The organism is Tenacibaculum aiptasiae (genome assembly GCF_965221665.1).
GTDB classification, from domain to species: domain Bacteria; phylum Bacteroidota; class Bacteroidia; order Flavobacteriales; family Flavobacteriaceae; genus Polaribacter; species Polaribacter aiptasiae.
In genome coordinates this window covers 2,051,942-2,071,032 of sequence record NZ_CBDCSN010000002.1, presented here as the reverse complement: position 1 = coordinate 2,071,032, position 19,091 = coordinate 2,051,942, and the positions used below count along the sequence as shown (strand labels likewise).

The following is a 19,091-nucleotide window of genomic DNA, read 5'->3' as shown; positions in this document are numbered from 1 at the left end:
TGTTCTACAACAAGATTTCTTCTTCCTTAATAAAATATGAAAAGCTTCAAAATTATACTGGTTCTATTATCTATTTTTTCAATTACTGAAATTCATAGCCAACAAAACGGTTTTCCAAAACTTTCATTTCACGAACGAGCAAAAATAGACAGCATCTCCTCAATAAATTTTTTAGACTATCCCTACAAATATATTGACAAGGATTATAAAATAAATATTAGCTCTGAAGAATTCAAAAAAGCATATTTAAAATACCCTATGAAAATTAGTAATTATAACGATTCTATTTCATTAATTACTATGTATGAATTTAACGACTGGACTGCATCAAGAATAGCTAGTTATCGTATCAATTTCAAATGGGAAACCTTAGGGTACTACATATGGAAATCGGCAAATGAATCAAAAATATTTGCAAAAAAACTTGGCATAAAACGCCCATATAAAGTGTACAAACTTTTAATAGATGACAACAACAACCAATTAGAAGTTGTTGATTTTTTTTCAGAGTTAGCCATTAAAATGAACCACTCCCAAGAAACATTTGAGAGTAGAAAAAACATCTTAAAAAGGGCCTTTAGAAACAATCCTGATAGATTAAAACACGCTACAAAATTTCATAACAAAAGGCATCTAGAGCGTAAAAACAGAAAAAAGAAAAGGGACAGTATAAAAAAAATCAATTTTTTGAATAAAAAATATTCTTTTCTAGATAACGAGTTTAACATTACAATATCATCATATGATTTTGATAATATTATAAATGAAACTTTGAAGAAACAATATTTCCCAAAATCAGAAATAAAAACATACGAAGATTCTTTGAATATAGTAGTTTTTAATAGAATTAAAAATAAAATGGCGGCTAGGGAATTACTTAATCAAATTCTTAAAAACAAGAAAAAAAACAGCGAAAATTAAAAATTTGATCATGAAAAAAGCTTTCACAACCATAATAATATTAATTTCTTTTGCTAAGATAAATGCACAAGACAGTTTAAAAGTTCAACAAAATTTACAACACTTTTACTACAAAGATCTTTTACAGAACTTTCATGAAACACCTTTTTTGTTCTATATAAATAAGGTTAATAATTATACTCATACTACCTTATCGTATCAAAATATACAAAACAACAAAGCTAAACAGCAGCAAGCTATTGAAGAAACAAATATTAATTTACAAACCGAGGGGATTTACAAAAAAAACAATACTCTTTTTACAGGTAAAATAGGTTATACTCGTAATTATTTAGATGGTTTAGGCTGGAACACCACAAATCTTCATCCATATAAAAATCCAGTAGAATCATCTCCTATTTATAATCTAGCTTATAAACGTGGAAATTGGGACAATCAATTTTATCGACTCAATGGAAATTTAGTTTTACCAATAATAAAAGATAAATTATTTACTACAATTAACATTAACTATAAAACACTTCAGTTTTTTAGAAAAAAAATAAATCCAGTTCCCGAATTAAATTATTTAGATGTTTTTGCAAAAGCTACACTTTACTATAAAATTTCTCCTCAAAAATATATAGGAGCTTTTGGTGGTTACGGATCTGTAAACAACAAATCAGAAATTTCTTATTTAGGTGGTATAGGGAATGAAAATATTCCTAATAATACTGAAATCTACAGTAGAATATCATATGGATATGGACTTATTGAAACAGCTATATTTTTAAGAAACACAGAAAACGACATCAAATACAGCGGAGGGTTTAATTATATTTCTAATAGAAAAAATAAACTACTATACACCGAAATAAGATATGATAATACTACTACAAAATTTAACGCGGTAGATGCTTCTGAAGAAATATTATTAGCCAGATATACAGTAAACAAAGTTTCTTCTAAAGTTAATTGGTATAATTTTAATAATGGTCATTCATTTTCTTTAAACGGAAAATATACTTCTGGAAGCAACTTCAGAATATCTACTAATGGTAAAAATTACGACGCTTCTTTAATTAATGTTCAAGCAACCTATCAAATCTTAAAGCAAACTGACAATTTAATTAACCACAATTATGGAATATATACTAGCTACTATCAATTAGAAAAGAAGGATTATCAGGCAGTAAATAGTTTTAATTTCATTAATACAAGTTTAGGAGCTTTTTACGGTAAAGATTTTAAAATAAAAAACAATAAGATCTACCTAAAAGCTAAAACAGACGTTCTTTTCAATTTAAAAAAAGAAAAATTATTTAGTAATACTAACAGTCGTTTCATCAATGATGTTGCTCTGCCTGACTTTTATTTAAACACCGCTAATAAATTAAATACATCATTACAAATTGGATATCAACGAAAAGTTAAATCAGCTACCTACCTTACCTTAGGCACCACTTTACAACAACAATATTTTTTCAACTTAAACGAGAACATCACCTATAATAAAGGCTTCAATTATGGAGCAATGTTCTTTTTCAATATTACTTATTAATTTTTTAGCATGAGATATAGTATAATAGCTCTTATTATATTTAATTTATTAATATCCTGTAAACAGCAAAAATCAGAATATCAAGCTTTACAAGATATTTATAAAAAGAAACCTTCTGAATGGGTAAAACCGTGGGTAGACAGTACCGTTATATGGAAAGAACTAGGAGTATTACCCAAACCCAACTATCCAAATAATGAGAAACCCTCAAAAGAACTCTTACAATTAGGTAAACAATTATTTTTTGATTCAAGGTTATCACAAACAAAACAATTTGCTTGTGTTAGTTGTCATCATCCAATACAAAACTATACTGATAATAGAGAAAAATCTTTAGGTTTTATGCTTAAAGAAGGTAACAGAAACGCTCCAACTGTATTAAACCTATCTCATAACAAACATTTTTTTTGGGATGGAAGAGCTGCTTCACTTGAAGAACAAGCTTTAGGCCCATTTCAAAACCCTGTAGAAATGAATACACATCTAGACACAGTAGTCTCTAGAGTAAAAAGTATAAAAGGTTATAGAAAAGTTTTCAAAAATATTTTTAAAAAAGAAGATATTATTATAGAAGACATTGCTTATGCAATAGCAATGTTTGAACGGTCGTTAATTAGTCGTAAATCTAAATTTGATAATTTTTTACTAGGAAAAAAAGAACTCGACGAAAACGAATTAAAAGGATTACATTTATTTAGAACTAAAGGTCGTTGTTTAACATGTCATAACGGACCTTTATTCACCGATAATAAATTTCATAACTTAGGACTTACCTATTACGGTAGGAAATTTGAAGACTTAGGTAGATATAATGTTACTAAAAAAAAGGAAGATGTAGGAAAATTCAAAACACCTAGTCTACGAGATGTTATCCGTACAGGTCCATGGATGCATAATGGTTTATTTGGAAAAATGGATGGAATTTTAAACATGTATAGTAATGGAATGCCTAGACCTAGACGTAGAGAGCACCAAAAAAACGACAGTTTATTTCCTACAACTTCACCTCTAATACAAAAGTTAGATTTAACAGAAGAGGAAAAAGAAAATATTATTGCTTTTTTAGAAAGCCTTTCCGCTCCTGCTTTTCGCATTTCAACACCAGAATTACCTAAAGAATAAATTTAAAACCATATTTATAAAACTCAAAGTAATCCCTTCGGCCTTTAAAAATTGATATAATTTTAACTGAATCATATTTTTCAATATTTTTTTTTAAAAAAAAATTAGCATTCAAAAAAAAACTCAAACTTTTAAAAAACAAATAGTTACAAACCTCAAAAAAAACTTCTCAATTTTTACTCTAAAAAAAAGTGAAAAAAGTTTTTGGCAGTATCAAAAAACGTTCTATATTTGCAGCGCCTTAAAGAAAAAGGCCGATGTAGCTCAGCTGGCTAGAGCAGCTGATTTGTAATCAGCAGGTCGGGGGTTCGAGTCCCTTCATCGGCTCAGAAACAAAAAGCGTTAACTTAAGTTAGCGCTTTTTTTGTTTACATATTTTCCTAAATTTGTCTTGAAAATTTTATCTTAATTAAACTCAATGAAAAATATATTTGTTATCGGTATTGCTGGTGGAACTGGAAGTGGAAAAACTACTGTAGTAAATCAAATAATTAACGAACTTCCACAAGACGAAGTTTGTGTAATCTCGCAAGACTCATACTACAACCAAACTGATAACTTAACATACGATGAGCGTACCAAGATAAATTTTGACCATCCAAGAGCTATTGATTTTGATTTATTAGTTCAACACCTAACAGATTTAAAGAACAATAAAATAATTGAACAACCTGTATACTCTTTTGTAGCTCACAATAGAACTAAAGACACTATTAAAACACATCCACGTAAGGTTGTAATTATTGAAGGAATCTTAATCTTTAACAGTAAAGAATTAAGAAACCTTTGCGACATTAAAGTTTTTGTGCATGCAGATGCAGACGAACGCTTAATTAGACGTGTAAGAAGAGACATAAAAGAACGTGGTAGGGACATTGATGAAGTTTTAAGCAGATACCAAAGCACCTTAAAACCTATGCATCAACAATTTATTGAACCAACAAAAAATTATGCAGACATTATAATACCTAACGACAGGTATAATACTGTAGCTATAGATATCGTTAGAACAGTAATTAACGACCGTTTATAAGATGAATTTAAAATCACTAAAAAACAAACCATCCTTTAAAATAGCAACTAACATATATGTTATTATCTTAACAATATTTGTCTTCTGGATGCTTTTTTTAGATGAAAATTCATATCTTACCCATAGAGAGTTCAATAAAGAAATCAAGGAACTTGAAACCTGGATTGACTACCACCAAAAAAAGATTAAGAAAGATAAAGAGACAATCGAAAAACTTAAAGATTCTCTTCAACTAGAACGCTATGCTCGTGAAAAATACTTGATGAAGAAAGAGAATGAAGACATATATATTATTGAATTTGATACCATACAGAAATAATGAGTAATTATTTATTTAATGAATTCAACGAAATTAGCCCTGCAGAATGGAAACAAAAAATCCAAGTAGACCTTAAAGGCGCTGATTACAACGAAACACTTCTTTGGAAAACTAACGAAGGAATTACCGTAAAGCCTTTTTATTCAAAAGAAGATCGAACACAATTAAAATCGAACACTTCTAGTGAGGGCTTCAAAGTATGCCAATCTATCTTCGTTGAGGATGAAAAAAAAGCAAATTCATTCGCTTTAGATTCATTAAATAGAGGAGCTAAATCAATAGAGTTTAAAGCTAAGAGTAAATTCAATTATAAAGTTCTACTGGATAAAATCGACATTCAAAACATTGCTATTTATTTCAATTTAAAATTTTTAGAATCAGGTTTCATTATTGAATTATCAGAATTTGTCAATTCTAAAAGCTGTTATTTCAATATAGATATAATTGGAAACCTTGCTAATTCTGGAAATTGGTTTAGCAATCTAAACAATGATCATAAAGAACTAGAAAGAATTATCTCTTCTACCGATAACTCTATTTGCGTAAATGCTTCAATATATCAAAATGCAGGTGCAAATATTACTCAACAATTAGCTTATTCATTAGCCCATGCAAATGAGTATTTAAACCATTTTGGAAGTGATATAATCAATAAAATACATTTCAATTTTTCAGTTGGAAGTAATTACTTTTTTGAGATAGCTAAACTAAAAGCTTTTAGAATTCTATGGGACGCTCTTTTAAAAGAATACAATACTGAAAATCAAAAAGCACATATTTATGTTCAACCAAGCTCACGAAATAAAACATTATACGACTATAATGTAAACATGCTACGTACCACCTCAGAATGCATGAGTGCTATACTAGGAGGAGCCAACACGGTTAGCAACATATCTTATGATGATATTTTCCACCACTCAAACGAATTTGGTGAACGAATTTCAAGAAATCAGCTATTAATCTTACAGCAAGAAAGCGAATTAGCTAACGCTCAAAATTATGCCGATGGCACTTATTATATAGAAGCAATCACACAACAATTAGCACAGAATGCTTTAGTTATTTTTAAGTCGATAGAACAAGGAGGAGGCTTCTTACAACAACTTAAAGAAGGAACTATTCAACGAAAAATAAAAGAATCAGCAGACAACGAACAAAAAAAGTTCGATTCTGGTGAATTAGTTTTACTAGGAACTAACAAAATTCAAAACGAAAAGGATTTAATGAAAAATGATTTAGAATTATTCCCTTTTGTAAAAACTAGAAATGAAAAAACTCTAATACAGCCAATTATCCAAAAACGATTAGCTGAAAAGTTAGAACAAGAACGATTAAGTAATGAGTAGAAAAGATATATCAAATATAAAACTAGCAGAAAGTCAAGATATAGAAAACAAAAATTTCCCTCATGAAAATTTCGTTGCAGGGATTGCTCCAAATTTACGTGGCCCATACTCAACAATGTATGTCCGTAGACCATGGACTATTAGACAATATGCCGGTTTTTCAACAGCTGAAGAAAGTAATGCCTTTTATAGAAGAAACTTAGCTGCAGGACAAAAAGGGCTTTCAGTTGCCTTTGATTTAGCAACCCATAGAGGTTACGATTCAGATCATGAACGCGTTCAAGGAGATGTAGGTAAAGCTGGAGTAGCTATAGATTCTGTGGAAGACATGAAGGTTTTATTTGATCAAATACCTTTAGATAAAATGTCGGTTTCTATGACAATGAATGGAGCCGTATTACCTATTCTTGCTTTTTATATTGTTGCAGCAGAAGAACAAGGAGTAGAACCTAAATTACTTACTGGAACTATTCAAAATGATATCTTAAAAGAATTTATGGTGCGCAACACCTATATCTACCCACCTACTCCATCCATGAAAATTATTGCAGATATTTTCAAGTATACTTCTGAAAATATGCCAAAGTTCAATTCAATATCTATTTCTGGATACCACATGCAAGAGGCTGGTGCCACTGCAGAAATTGAATTAGCCTACACTTTAGCTGACGGATTAGAATATATCAAAAAAGGATTAGAAGCCGGAATGGATATTGACACCTTCGCTCCTCGCCTTTCTTTTTTCTGGGCTATTGGAATGAATCATTTTATGGAGATTGCAAAAATGCGAGCAGGTAGAATGTTATGGGCTAAGCTAGTAAAACAGTTTAATCCTAAAAACCCAAAATCACTAGCTTTAAGAACACATTGTCAAACAAGTGGATGGTCCTTAACAGAACAGGATCCATTTAACAATGTAGCAAGAACAACTATTGAGGCTATGGCCGCAGCTTTTGGAGGAACACAAAGTTTACACACCAACGCCTTAGATGAAGCAATAGCACTTCCTACAGATTTCTCTGCTAGAATTGCTCGAAACACACAAATATACCTACAACAAGAAACTAACATTACCAAAACTGTTGATCCCTGGGCTGGTAGCTATCATGTTGAACAATTAACTGAAGAAATCGCAAACAAAGCTTGGGACTTAATTAAAGAAGTTGAAGAGCTAGGTGGAATGACCAAAGCTATTGAAAAAGGTATTCCTAAAATGCGTATCGAAGAAGCCGCTGCTAAAAAACAAGCAAAAATAGACAGTGGTCAAGATGTAATTGTTGGTGTAAACAAATATCAACTAGAACAAGAAGATCCTTTACACATTTTAGAGGTAGATAATGAAGCTGTAAGACAATCCCAAGTTGATAGGCTAAACGATTTAAAAGCTAAAAGAAATCAAACAGAAGTTGATGAGATTTTAACTGAATTAACCGAATGTGCTAAAACAGGCGAAGGTAATTTATTAGATCTAGCCGTGAAGGCTGCTAAAAAACGAGCTACTTTAGGCGAAATTTCCGATGCAATGGAAAGTGTTTTCGGGCGTCATAAAGCAGTTCACAAAACCATATCAGGCGTGTACAGTAAAGAAATAAAAGACGACAAATTATTTAAAAAAGCCACTGAGCTAGCTGATCAGTTTGCTGAATTAGAAGGTAGACGACCTCGAATTATGATTGCCAAATTAGGGCAAGATGGACATGATCGTGGAGCAAAAGTAGTAGCTACAGGATATGCCGACTTAGGTTTTGACGTAGATATAGGACCTCTTTTTCAAACTCCAATTGAAGCAACTAAACAAGCTATTGAAAACGATGTTCATATTCTAGGAATATCCTCATTAGCAGCAGGTCATAAAACATTAGTACCGCAAGTTATTGCTGAGCTAAAAAAATATGGACGTGAAGACATAATGGTTATTGTTGGAGGAGTTATTCCTGCACAAGACTACCAGTTCTTATTTGATGCTGGTGCAGTAGGTGTTTTTGGACCTGGAACCAAAATAGCACAAGCAGCTATTGATATGTTAACTATTTTAATTGACAGTACAGAAGAATAAAGCCATGCAAATAAAATTCATTGATAGAGAATCTGGTAACACAATTATAGAAACTCCTCCTGGAGAAGCTTTTCTAAAATTACTATACAATAACCCATTCGGTAAAATGGCTATTTTACCTATAGCTAAACGTAAGTTTTTATCATCTTGGTATGGTAAAAAAATGAACAAACCTAAGTCTACAAAAAAAATAGAAAGCTTTGTAGCACAGTTAGGTATTGATATAAACGAAGCTGAAAAATCTATTTCTGAGTTTACTTCTTTCAATGATTTCTTTTATAGAAAATTAAAACCCAATGCCAGACCCATAAATTCTGACTTTGTCTCTCCCGGTGATGGAAAAATGTTGGCCTTTGAAAACATTTCCGACATCCACAATTTCTTTGTAAAAGGTAGAAAATTTACACTTAAAGAATTTTTAGGCAACGAAGAATTAGCAGAAAAACACAAAGATTCTTCTTTGATTATTTTAAGATTAGCTCCTAATGATTACCACAGATATCATTTTCCTTTTGATGGAGTTCCTTCAGAAATGACAAAAATAAAAGGTGATTATTTTTCTGTTTCTCCATATGCCTTAGCTTCCAATTTCACAAAGGTTTTTTGCGAAAATAAACGTGAATATTGTATTTTATCAACAGAAGAAAAAGGAGACATCGTCATAGCTCCAGTTGGAGCAACAATGGTAGGAAGCATTATTGAAACTTATACTGCAAACACTCCAATAAAAAAGGGTGACGAAATGGGGTATTTTGCTTTTGGAGGCTCAACTATTGTTCTTTTAGTAAACAAAGAAAAATTAGCTATAGATCAAGACATTATAGAAAACACAAAAAATCGTATTGAGACTTTTGTTAAAATGGGAGAAACAATAGGAAAGTAATCTATTTACTTTAACACTCCTTTGCCCTTAAAAATGATTGAAATCATAATTTTATTACAGCTTTAATCCGTAAATTTGCGAAGTTTTATACTTATCAGATTTACAGATGAAAAAAGTTCTTAATATTCTTTACTCAACTCGCCTGATGGCCGTGTTGTTTTTTGCTATTTCAATTGCCATGGGAGTTGCTACTTTTATAGAAAACGACTATGGTACTCAAACCTCAAAAGCTTTAGTTTATAACACTTGGTGGTTTGAATTAATTATGATTTTTTTCACTATCAATTTCTTTGGAAATATTTTCAGGTATAAATTATATAAAAAAGAAAAGTGGTCTGTTTTATTATTCCACGTAGCTTTCTTATTCATTTTAATTGGAGCTGGAATTACCCGTTATATCAGTTATGAAGGTTTAATGATTATTGATGAAGGAGAAACTACAAATACTTTTTTCTCAGACATCAATTACCTTAACGTAATTATAGACGACAATCAGTTTCAAAAAGAAACAAACAACAAACTTTTATTATCAGCTTGGGGAAGTAATTCCGCTAGTTTTACAGAATATTTTCAACCTAAAAAAGATGGTAAAAATCATCAAATAGACTTTAAACTTATTGATTACATTCCTTGGGTAGAAAAGAAATTTATTGAGGATGATAACGGAGTAGAACACATCAAATTTGTTGAGAGTTCTAGTGGAAGTAGACATGAACATTATATTAAACGTGGCCAAATTCAAAATATTCACAATATTTTAGTTGGTTTTGACGCCAAGGATGGAAATGCTAATATTAATATTTTTAAAAGAAATGATTCTTTAAAAATAATTACAAAATCTGCAGGTAACTACCAAGTAATGGCTACTCAACAAAAAGGTTTTGTAAAACAAGATACTATTCAAGACTTTAAACTACGTTCACTTTACAATGTTTCTGGTTTACCTTTTGTAGTTCCTCAGTACCCTACTAAAGGAGACATTAAAACTGTTAGAGGAAAAAAAGACAATAAAAAATACGACATGGTAATTTTTGATGTAACTACAGATGGAAAAACTGAGCGTATCGAATTAACAGGAGGACAGTTTAATGTAGATGGGCAAAAACAATTTAAAATTGGAGATTTGAATTTTAGAGCTTGGTATGGTGCTAAACAGCGTGTAACTCCTTTTAGCGTAAAACTAAATGATTTTCAGCTAGAAAAATATCCTGGTTCAGAAAACGCAGCTTCTTTTGCTAGTGAAATTACTGTTTTTGATAAAGATGAAACTTTTGATTTTAGAATTTTTATGAATAATATTTTACACTATAAAGGATATCGTTTATTTCAATCAAGTTATTCAAATGCTGGTGAAAAAATTGAACAAACTCACCTTTCTATAAATCACGATTCTTGGGGTACAGCTGTAACTTATATTGGTTATTTTCTCTTATTTTTTGGTTTAATCGCTTCTTTATTTGTGAAAAACACCCGTTTTTACGATTTAAAAAAATCGTTAGAAAAAATACGAACTAAAAAAGCTACACTTTCAATTATACTATTGTTAATTAGTTCTATAGCTTTTTCTCAACACAACACACATAAACCAAAAGAATTATCAGAAACTCAAATTGATTCTATATTACAAAAATCAATAGTTGATAAAAAACATGCTGATTTATTTAGTCAATTAGTAATACAAGACGCAGGTGGAAGAATGAAACCTGCCCATACTTTCGCTTCTGAATTAGTACGAAAAGTTGCACACACCGATAATTTTAAAGGATTAACTCCTAGTCAAATTTTAGTTTCTATAACTGAAGCTCCTATGTTTTGGTTAAATGTTCCTTTTATTTATTTAGAAAAAGGAAATACACAAATTCGTGAAGTTCTTGGCTTACCAAAAGATACTAAACACGCTCGTTTTATTGATTTTTATGACGAAAATGGTACTTCAAAAATTAGTCATTTAGTTATTGAAGCTCAGAAAAAAAGAATACAAAGTAAATTAGAGCAAGACGCTATAAAAATAGAGCGTAGAGTTTGGTTACTATCTCAGGCTTTAGGTGGAGGTATATTAAGAATATACCCAATTCCAAATGATGAAAATAATAAATGGGTATCGCAACCTGAAACTTCACAAGCTAATTTTAGAGGAACTGACTCTGTATTTGTTCGTCAATCTTTACCTGTATATTTTCAATTATTACAAGCTTCTAAAAAAACAGGAGATTACACAGAAACTAATAAAATTTTAGATGGTATTAAAAAGTTCCAGAGAAAATTTGGTTCAAAAGTAATTCCTACTCAAGATAAAATACAATTAGAAATTGCTTATAATAAAGCTAATATTTTTGTTAAGCTGGCTAAATACTACGGATACGTTAGTTTACTAATGATTATATTCGTTTTCTTCCAAATATTCAATAATAAGCCTTGGATTAATTACGCCATCAAAGCTTTTATAGGGATAATAATCATACTTTTTATTACTCATGTATTAGGTTTAGCTGCACGATGGTATATTAGTGGTAATGCTCCTTGGAGTAATGCTTATGAAACTATAATTTTTGTTGGATTAGCGTCTATGTTTTTTGGTTTAATTTTAGGTAAGAGATCCTCTTTAACGATTGCAGCTACTACATTTTTAACTGCTATCATACTATCTTTTGCTCATCAAAACTGGCTAGATCCTGAAATTGCTAACTTAGTACCTGTATTAAACTCGTGGTGGCTATATGTACATGTTTCTATTATTGTTTCTGGTTATGGGCCTTTTGCCTTAGGTATGATTTTAGGTATATTTTCTTTATTCTTAATCATTTTTACAAATGAAAAAAACAAAAAGAAAATGAAGTTACACCTAAATGAACTAACAACTATAAACGAAATGGCCTTAACTGTTGGTTTAGTCTTATTCACTGTTGGTAACTTTTTAGGTGGAATGTGGGCAAATGAAAGTTGGGGACGTTACTGGGGATGGGACCCAAAAGAAACTTGGGCTTTAATATCAATTATGATATATGCTTTTGTATTACATATGCGTTTAATCCCTGGATTACGTAGTAAATATACATTTAATCTATGGTCAATTATTGCATTTGCTTCTGTTATGATGACATACTTTGGAGTTAACTTTTACCTATCTGGTTTACATTCTTATGCAAATGGAGATAAAGTAATTACTCCAAATTCAGTATACTATTCTGTATCTTTTGTCTTTATCATTGGTTTAATTGCATGGTTTAAACACAAGAAGTTTTACAAAAAATAATTATAAATAAATAAGAATAACGTACTTTTGCGCGTTGTTAAAAAAAAGAAATTATGTTCAATAAAAATATAAAATTAGTTTTAGCTGGATTAACTGTTATTTGGTCAATATATGAATTTACTCAAGGCCACATAATGAATGGTATATCTATATTACTATTAGCAGGGATATTCATCTTATTTTATTTTAAAAACGAATTTATCTTATTAGCCTTTCTAAAATTAAGAAAGCAAGATTTTGAAGGAGCAAAGAAATGGCTTAGCTATATTAAAAATCCATCAAGTGCTTTAATCAAAAAGCAAGAAGGATATTTCAATTATCTTCACGGTATTATGCTTTCTCAAACAAATATTACTCAAGCAGAAAAATTTTTAAGAAAAGCTGTAAAATTGGGATTAGCAATGGATCATGATTTAGCAATGGCTAAATTACAATTAGCTGGTATTGCTATGACCAAACGTAGAAAACGTGAAGCAACTAATTTAATGGCCGAAGCTAAAAAACTTGACAAACATGGTATGCTAAAAGAGCAAATGCAAATGATGAAGCAGCAGATGAAGAAAATTTAATTTTTTATTTTTTGTACTTTTAACGTCTAACAATTAATCAATGGTAAAAAAACTAGTTTTAAAAGCCTTTGAGAAATACGCTTCTCGATGGGTTGTATTAATTATAGATATCATATTAGTATGTATATCTTTTTTGTTAGCATATACTGTACGTTTCAATGCTAGTTTAAATTTTGATATTCAGAGTTTATATTCACAAATTCCTTTTATAGCTTCTATATCCCTCATAAGTTTTCTTATAGTTGGTTCATATAGAGGGATTGTAAGGCATACTGGAACTAGAGATGCTTTTAATGTTTTTGTAGGAGTCACACTACTTTCAATGATTACCATCAGTATTGTTTTAATAAATAATACTTTTAAAATTGTTCCTAGTTTTACTATTCCTAAATCAATTGTCATAATTCATTATTTAATTTCTGTACTTGTTTTAGTAGTTAGTCGTTACGTGTTCAAAGCTTTCTTTGAAATTATTTCCACAGAATTAGACACTATTACTAATGTATTAATTTATGGAGCTGGAGATTCAGGTTTAATTACCTATGGAGCTTTAAATAGAGACACTAAAAACAAGTATGAAATAATAGGTTTTGTAGATGATGATGAAAAAAAAGTTGGAAAAAAAATTAATAGAATTAAAATCTTTGACGGTAAAAGAATAGATAAAAATTTTATTGAGACTAAACAAATTGATGAAATTATTATTTCTATACAAAATGCTAAGCCAGAAAAATTACTCTATTTAACAGACACCTTATTAACATTAGATGTTAAAGTTAAAATTGTACCTCCTCTTTCAAAATGGATAGATGGTGATTTGCAGGCTAATCAAATAAAGAGTGTAAAAATAGAAGATTTACTTGACAGAAAACCTATTTCAATAGACAATCCAATAGTTAAAAGAGATGTTACTAATAAAACTATTTTAGTTACTGGTGCTGCAGGTTCTATAGGTTCTGAAATTTCAAGACAATTAAGTTCTTATGGACTAAAACATCTGATTTTAGTAGATCAAGCTGAATCTGCTTTATATGACTTACAACAAGAGTTAATACAAAAAGACAAAAAAAACTTTACCTCTATCGTAGCAGATGTAAGAGATGAAAAAAGAATGGCTGAGATATTTAACCAGTTTAAACCTAATAAGGTTTTTCATGCTGCTGCATACAAACATGTTCCTTTAATGGAGTTTAGTCCATATGAAGCTGTAAAAATAAATATTGGCGGTACAAAAAACATTGCTGATTTAGCAATAAAACATAATGTTGAACGTTTTGTAATGGTTTCTACAGATAAAGCTGTAAACCCTACCAATGTTATGGGTGCTTCGAAAAGAGTAGCTGAAATGTATATTAGTTGTTTAAGTAAAATAAACAATCATAACACCAAGTTTACAACCACTCGTTTTGGAAATGTTTTAGGATCAAATGGCTCTGTTATACCTCTTTTTAAAAAGCAAATTGAAAACGGAGGACCATTAACTGTTACACATAAAGACATTACACGTTATTTTATGACAATACCTGAAGCTTGTCGTTTAGTTCTAGAAGCAGGAACTATGGGAAACGGAGGCGAAATTTACATTTTTGACATGGGACAATCAGTTAAAATTTATGACATAGCCAAAAGAATGATTCATTTATCTGGATTAAACTTCCCTGAAGATATCGATATAAAAATTACTGGCCTACGTCCTGGGGAAAAATTATACGAAGAGTTATTAGCTAATGGAGAAAACACTTCTCCTACTTATCATGAAAAAATTATGATAGCTAAAAACCAAGAGTTAGATTTTGATTTAATAGAAAATAAAATTATTGATTTATGTATTGCTAATAAAAAACATAATAATCAAAAAACTGTTCAATTAATTAAAGAAATTGTACCTGAGTATAAATCAAATAACTCTATCTATGAAAAATTAGATATTGTTAAAAAAAATTAAATTAGTACTTTCGCAAAAAAATTCATTAAATGCTTAGAGATATAAAAATATTGTTAGCCATATTTATGCTAACTATTACCTCATGTGTTTCGAAAAAGGAAATCGTTTACTTCCAAAATCATGAAACAAATCAATCATTAAAGAACAACACTTATAAAACAATTTTTAAACCTAATGATTTGGTTCAGATAACTGTTTCTGCTTTAGACTTGGAAGCTGTTAAACCTTTCAATCTAACGGCTGTAACTTACGCTACAGCTACAAATAGTGTTTCTGGAACTCCTCAACAACAATCTTACCTTGTTGATAGTGAAGGATATATAGAATTCCCACTTTTAGGAAAAATAAAATTAGAAGGCTTAACAAGATCAGAAGCTATTCTTTTACTAAAGAAAAAATTATCTCCTGATTATGTCAAGAACCCAACTATAAATATAAAAATATCTAATTTTTCTGTAACTGTTTTAGGTGATGTAAAAAATCCAGGTAGATTTATAATACCTAATGAAAGAATTTCTGTTCTTGAAGCAATTGGTTTAGCAGGTGATTTAAATATTTCTGGCATTAGAAATATTGAAGTAAAAAGAGAAGAAAATGACAGAATTACAACTTATAATTTAGATTTGCGCTCAAATAAAATTTTCATTTCTCCAGCATATTATTTACAACAAAACGATATAGTATATGTAAAACCTAATAAAGCTGCTTTACAATCTGCTTCATATAATCAGAATACAGGATTATTTATTTCTATTGCTGGTATTTTAATTTCAATTGTAACTTTAATCGCTAAATAATCATTCTAAATTTTGGAAAAAAAACAATATACACAGATTCAAGAAAATGATACCATTAATTTTAGAGCTGAATTAGAAAAATATTTAATTCATTGGAAGTGGTTTGTTTTGGGAATTATAATTGCTATTACTGGTGCTTTTTTAAAATTAAGATATACTACTCCTATATATAGTAGCTCTACGACAATATTGATTAAGAACGATAAAAAAGGGGGCATTTCAGATGAATTAGCTGCCTTTGGAGATTTAGGTATTGTTGGTGGATCTAGTAATAGTATTGACAATGAAATTGAAATAATAAAATCAAGAAAACTAATAAAGAGTGTAATAACTAAATTAAATTTAAGTACTAAATATATAATTGAAGGAGCTATTAAAAAATCTGAAGCATATGGAAATAAACCAATTTCTTTTATACTTATTGATTCTTCCTCTCTAAATTTAAGTACGTCCCTTAATCTTCAAATAATTTCTGATAAAAAATTTAAATTAAGTGATATAAATGATAATTTTATTATAGAAGAACATTTTGGTAAAAGTATAAAAACCAAAGATTTACCTGAGTTTAAAATTATTAAAACTTCCTTTTTTTCTAATAAATCAATAAATAAAAACATTAAAATTGTATCAAGTCCAATAAATAGTATTATTGATTTCTATCAAAAAAGCATTAGTGTATCTCCTATAAATAAAAGATCTAGTGTTTTAAAATTATCTTTACAATCTACAATAAAGAAAAAAGCAGAAGATATATTGAATGAATTGGTTATTCAATATAATGATGATGCTATTTTTGATAAAAAAGAGGTTTCTAAAAAAACAAATGACTTTATAATTGAACGCCTTAATAGTGTTGCTACTGAACTTGCAGGTATAGATGATAAAGTGAAAATCTTTAAGAGCAAAAATAACATTACTGATATTGAATCTGAAGCTAAACTAACTTTAGAAACTAATACTTTAAATAGACAGAAATTAATAGAAGTTTCAACCGAATTAAATTTAGCTAAATCATTAAGTAAAGAATTAATCAATAATGATTATTTGCCCGCAAACTTAGGTCTAACCGATCCTAATATAGCTCAATCTATAGCTGAATATAACTTATTAATTGCTCAATACAAACGTCTAAAAAAGAGTGCTGGAGAAAAAAACACTGTGCTTATTGAAGTTCAAGATAAAATATCTAATCTAAAAAACTCTTTAAAAGGAAGCCTTAATAATATTGTTCAGTCACTTCAAATTAAAGTAAAAAGTTTACAACGAGAAGCTGGAATATTTAACTCTAAAATTTCATCAATTCCATCAAAAGAAAGGGAATTTTTAGATATAGCTCGTCAGCAAGAAATTATAGCAGGTTTATACTCTTACTTATTAAAAAAGAAAGAAGAAACTGCTATTTCTCTAACAGCTACTGCTGTTCCAAATGCTAAAATTATAGACAAAGCTTATAGTTCAAATATTCCTGTAAGTCCAAAAAGAAGAATAATTTATCTAGCTGCTCTTCTATTAGGATTAATAATACCATTTGTAATAATATATTTAAGAGAACTTTTAGACACAAAAGTACATACTAAAAAAGATATTGAGGAACATACAACAATACCTTATTTAGGAGATATTCCACACTCTATAACAAGAGAAAAAATTGTTATAAACTCAAGTGCACGTTCAAGTACTGCTGAAGCTTTCAGATTGATTAGAACGAACCTAGATTTTATGCTACCTCACAAAACAGAAGGAAAAGGAAACACTATATTTGTTACTTCTACTACTAGTGGAGAAGGAAAGTCATTTACTTCTATAAATTTAGCAGCTTCTTTATCTTTATCTGGCAAAAAAGTTATTTTAGTAGGAATGGATTTAAGAGCGCCAAAAATCACTGAATATCTTGAAATTCCAGATAGAAAAGGTATTACTAATTTCTTAACTAATAACAGTATCACATTAGACTCTTTAAAGTTTTCGATTGATGAAATTCCTAGTTTAGATATTATTGCTTCTGGAGCTATCCCTCCTAATCCAGCAGAATTATTAATGTCTAAAAAGATCGGTGATATTTTTACAGAGTTGGAAGAAAAATATGATTATGTTATTATAGATACTGCTCCTGTAAATTTAGTAACTGACACAATGCTTATTTCTAAACATGCAGATTTAGTATTATATGTTACTAGAGCTAATTATTTAGACAAACGTATGTTAATAGTACCTCAAACTTTATACAGAGATAAAAAGCTTCCTAACTTAGCCATTATTTTAAATGATGTTGATTTAAAGCGTGGATATGGATACGGTTATGGATATGGATACGGATATGGTATACCTGAAGAGGAAGATTTACCATGGTACAAAAGAATATTTAACTAATACTAAGTAAATAAATAGTATAAATAAAAAAGAGGAAGCAAATTGCTTCCTCTTTTTTATTTATAAGAGTTTTTTATTGTTATTTAACAAGTGTTCAATTTGCTTTCTTATTTTAACTGTACCTATTTTATTTAACAACTTAAGATGATTCTGATGATGTGTATCAGTTCCAACAAAATCATACATATTCTCTTTTAATAATTTTTGAGCTGTTTTCTGTACTCCTTTTCCGTATTGTTCAGTTAATGATAATAAGTTTAATTGAAAAACACATCCTGCCTTTTTTAGTTTATAAAAATTCTGGAAATCATTATGATAAAAATTATAACGCTCTGGATGAGCTAAAACAGGTTTATAACCTTTTAACTGAATTTCAAATAAAACATCATATAAATTATAAGGAGCATTAAAATATGACATTTCAACCAAAATATAATTGTCTTTTAAAGTTAGAATATCATCAGCTTTTAATCTTTCAACAAATTGCTCATCCATCATATACTCTGCTGCTGCATTAATTTTTATATCGTTGAAACCTTGTTTTTTTAGTTCTGATCTAACTATTTCTAATTTATCTTTTATCGTTTTAGAAGAATTTGGATATACATCTCCTAAAACATGTGGTGTGGTAATAAAGTTTTTAATACCATAAGAATACATCTTTGTTATCAAAGAAATTGAATTTTCTAAATCTTTTGCTCCATCATCAATTCCAGGAAGTAAATGAGAATGAATGTCTATAAATCCATCAGGAAAAAGTTCATTTAAGGGAATCTCTTTTTTCTTAAAAAACAACATATTTTATTTTTATCTCTTAATTATTTTACAAATTTACATCAATAGTCCATCTTAACTAAACAAAAATTATACCTTTTTTTATTACGAAATCGATTGAGATTAACACAGCTATTGTACAACTAATTTTGATAGTATA

The 19,091-nt window shown here is 29.3% G+C and carries 14 protein-coding genes and 1 tRNA gene; 14 read left to right on the top strand and 1 reads right to left on the bottom strand.

The window, feature by feature from the left end; all coding sequences use genetic code 11:
- The first annotated feature begins 36 nt into the window (after positions 1-36).
- The 14 genes from ACOQN8_RS09895 to ACOQN8_RS09830 all read left to right on the top strand — a co-directional run bounded on the left by ACOQN8_RS09895 (position 37) and on the right by ACOQN8_RS09830 (position 18,157).
- A complete protein-coding gene (locus ACOQN8_RS09895) occupies positions 37-921 on the top strand; it encodes a hypothetical protein (protein ID WP_420552553.1) in 885 nt (294 codons plus the stop codon).
- Between the two features lie 10 nt (positions 922-931).
- A complete protein-coding gene (locus ACOQN8_RS09890; protein ID WP_420552552.1) occupies positions 932-2,461 on the top strand; it encodes a DUF6850 family outer membrane beta-barrel protein in 1,530 nt (509 codons plus the stop codon).
- Between the two features lie 9 nt (positions 2,462-2,470).
- Positions 2,471-3,583, top strand: coding sequence for a cytochrome-c peroxidase (locus tag ACOQN8_RS09885; protein ID WP_420552551.1), 1,113 nt, complete (start codon positions 2,471-2,473; stop codon positions 3,581-3,583).
- Between the two features lie 253 nt (positions 3,584-3,836).
- Positions 3,837-3,910 (top strand) — tRNA-Thr (locus tag ACOQN8_RS09880).
- Between the two features lie 100 nt (positions 3,911-4,010).
- Positions 4,011-4,616, top strand: a complete 606-nt coding sequence (gene udk / locus ACOQN8_RS09875; RefSeq protein WP_150901394.1) for a uridine kinase — start codon at positions 4,011-4,013, stop codon at positions 4,614-4,616.
- A 1-nt stretch (position 4,617) separates the two neighbouring features.
- Positions 4,618-4,935, top strand: a complete 318-nt coding sequence (locus ACOQN8_RS09870; RefSeq protein WP_150901388.1) for an FtsB family cell division protein — start codon at positions 4,618-4,620, stop codon at positions 4,933-4,935.
- The gene (locus ACOQN8_RS09865; protein WP_420552550.1) at positions 4,935-6,284 is read left to right on the top strand and encodes a methylmalonyl-CoA mutase subunit beta; all 1,350 of its coding nucleotides are present in this window, start codon (positions 4,935-4,937) and stop codon (positions 6,282-6,284) included. The genes ACOQN8_RS09870 and ACOQN8_RS09865 overlap by 1 nt, the downstream gene beginning before the upstream one ends.
- Positions 6,277-8,340, top strand: coding sequence for a methylmalonyl-CoA mutase (gene scpA, locus ACOQN8_RS09860; RefSeq protein ID WP_420552549.1), 2,064 nt, complete (start codon positions 6,277-6,279; stop codon positions 8,338-8,340). Before ACOQN8_RS09865 ends, scpA begins: the two co-directional genes overlap by 8 nt.
- Positions 8,321-9,223: a phosphatidylserine decarboxylase gene (locus ACOQN8_RS09855; protein WP_420552548.1), complete on the top strand. Its 903-nt coding sequence runs from the start codon at positions 8,321-8,323 to the stop codon at positions 9,221-9,223. Before scpA ends, ACOQN8_RS09855 begins: the two co-directional genes overlap by 20 nt.
- Positions 9,224-9,329: 106 nt before the next feature.
- Positions 9,330-12,476 carry a cytochrome c biogenesis protein CcsA gene (locus ACOQN8_RS09850; protein ID WP_420552547.1) on the top strand — a complete coding sequence of 1,049 codons (3,147 nt, stop codon included), beginning with the start codon at positions 9,330-9,332 and terminating at the stop codon, positions 12,474-12,476.
- A 53-nt stretch (positions 12,477-12,529) separates the two neighbouring features.
- Positions 12,530-13,045 carry a DUF2892 domain-containing protein gene (locus ACOQN8_RS09845; RefSeq protein ID WP_235276066.1) on the top strand — a complete coding sequence of 172 codons (516 nt, stop codon included), beginning with the start codon at positions 12,530-12,532 and terminating at the stop codon, positions 13,043-13,045.
- 40 nt (positions 13,046-13,085) lie between these two features.
- A complete protein-coding gene (locus ACOQN8_RS09840) occupies positions 13,086-14,990 on the top strand; it encodes a polysaccharide biosynthesis protein (RefSeq protein ID WP_420552546.1) in 1,905 nt (634 codons plus the stop codon).
- Between the two features lie 29 nt (positions 14,991-15,019).
- Positions 15,020-15,787, top strand: a complete 768-nt coding sequence (locus tag ACOQN8_RS09835; RefSeq protein ID WP_420552545.1) for a polysaccharide biosynthesis/export family protein — start codon at positions 15,020-15,022, stop codon at positions 15,785-15,787.
- Positions 15,788-15,799: 12 nt separating this feature from the next.
- Positions 15,800-18,157 (top strand): GumC family protein, encoded by a 2,358-nt coding sequence (locus ACOQN8_RS09830; protein WP_420552544.1) that lies wholly within the window; start codon positions 15,800-15,802, stop codon positions 18,155-18,157.
- 60 nt (positions 18,158-18,217) lie between these two features.
- Here ACOQN8_RS09830 and ACOQN8_RS09825 read toward each other — a convergent pair whose 3' ends face one another.
- Positions 18,218-18,955: a tyrosine-protein phosphatase gene (locus ACOQN8_RS09825; protein WP_420552543.1), complete on the bottom strand. Its 738-nt coding sequence runs from the start codon at positions 18,953-18,955 to the stop codon at positions 18,218-18,220.
- Positions 18,956-19,091: the final 136 nt, after the last annotated feature.

Excerpts from the sequence above, each read along its gene's own strand:
- ACOQN8_RS09865 (WP_420552550.1), top strand. The coding sequence starts at position 4,935 with ATGAGTAATTATTTATTTAATGAATTCAACGAAATTAGCCCTGCAGAA.
- ACOQN8_RS09895 (WP_420552553.1), top strand. The coding sequence starts at position 37 with ATGAAAAGCTTCAAAATTATACTGGTTCTATTATCTATTTTTTCAATT.
- ACOQN8_RS09870 (WP_150901388.1), top strand. The coding sequence starts at position 4,618 with ATGAATTTAAAATCACTAAAAAACAAACCATCCTTTAAAATAGCAACT.
- ACOQN8_RS09835 (WP_420552545.1), top strand. The coding sequence starts at position 15,020 with ATGCTTAGAGATATAAAAATATTGTTAGCCATATTTATGCTAACTATT.
- ACOQN8_RS09885 (WP_420552551.1), top strand. The coding sequence starts at position 2,471 with ATGAGATATAGTATAATAGCTCTTATTATATTTAATTTATTAATATCC.
- scpA (WP_420552549.1), top strand. The coding sequence starts at position 6,277 with ATGAGTAGAAAAGATATATCAAATATAAAACTAGCAGAAAGTCAAGAT.
- ACOQN8_RS09890 (WP_420552552.1), top strand. The coding sequence starts at position 932 with ATGAAAAAAGCTTTCACAACCATAATAATATTAATTTCTTTTGCTAAG.
- ACOQN8_RS09825 (WP_420552543.1), bottom strand. The coding sequence starts at position 18,955 with ATGTTGTTTTTTAAGAAAAAAGAGATTCCCTTAAATGAACTTTTTCCT.
- ACOQN8_RS09850 (WP_420552547.1), top strand. The coding sequence starts at position 9,330 with ATGAAAAAAGTTCTTAATATTCTTTACTCAACTCGCCTGATGGCCGTG.
- ACOQN8_RS09840 (WP_420552546.1), top strand. The coding sequence starts at position 13,086 with ATGGTAAAAAAACTAGTTTTAAAAGCCTTTGAGAAATACGCTTCTCGA.
- ACOQN8_RS09845 (WP_235276066.1), top strand. The coding sequence starts at position 12,530 with ATGTTCAATAAAAATATAAAATTAGTTTTAGCTGGATTAACTGTTATT.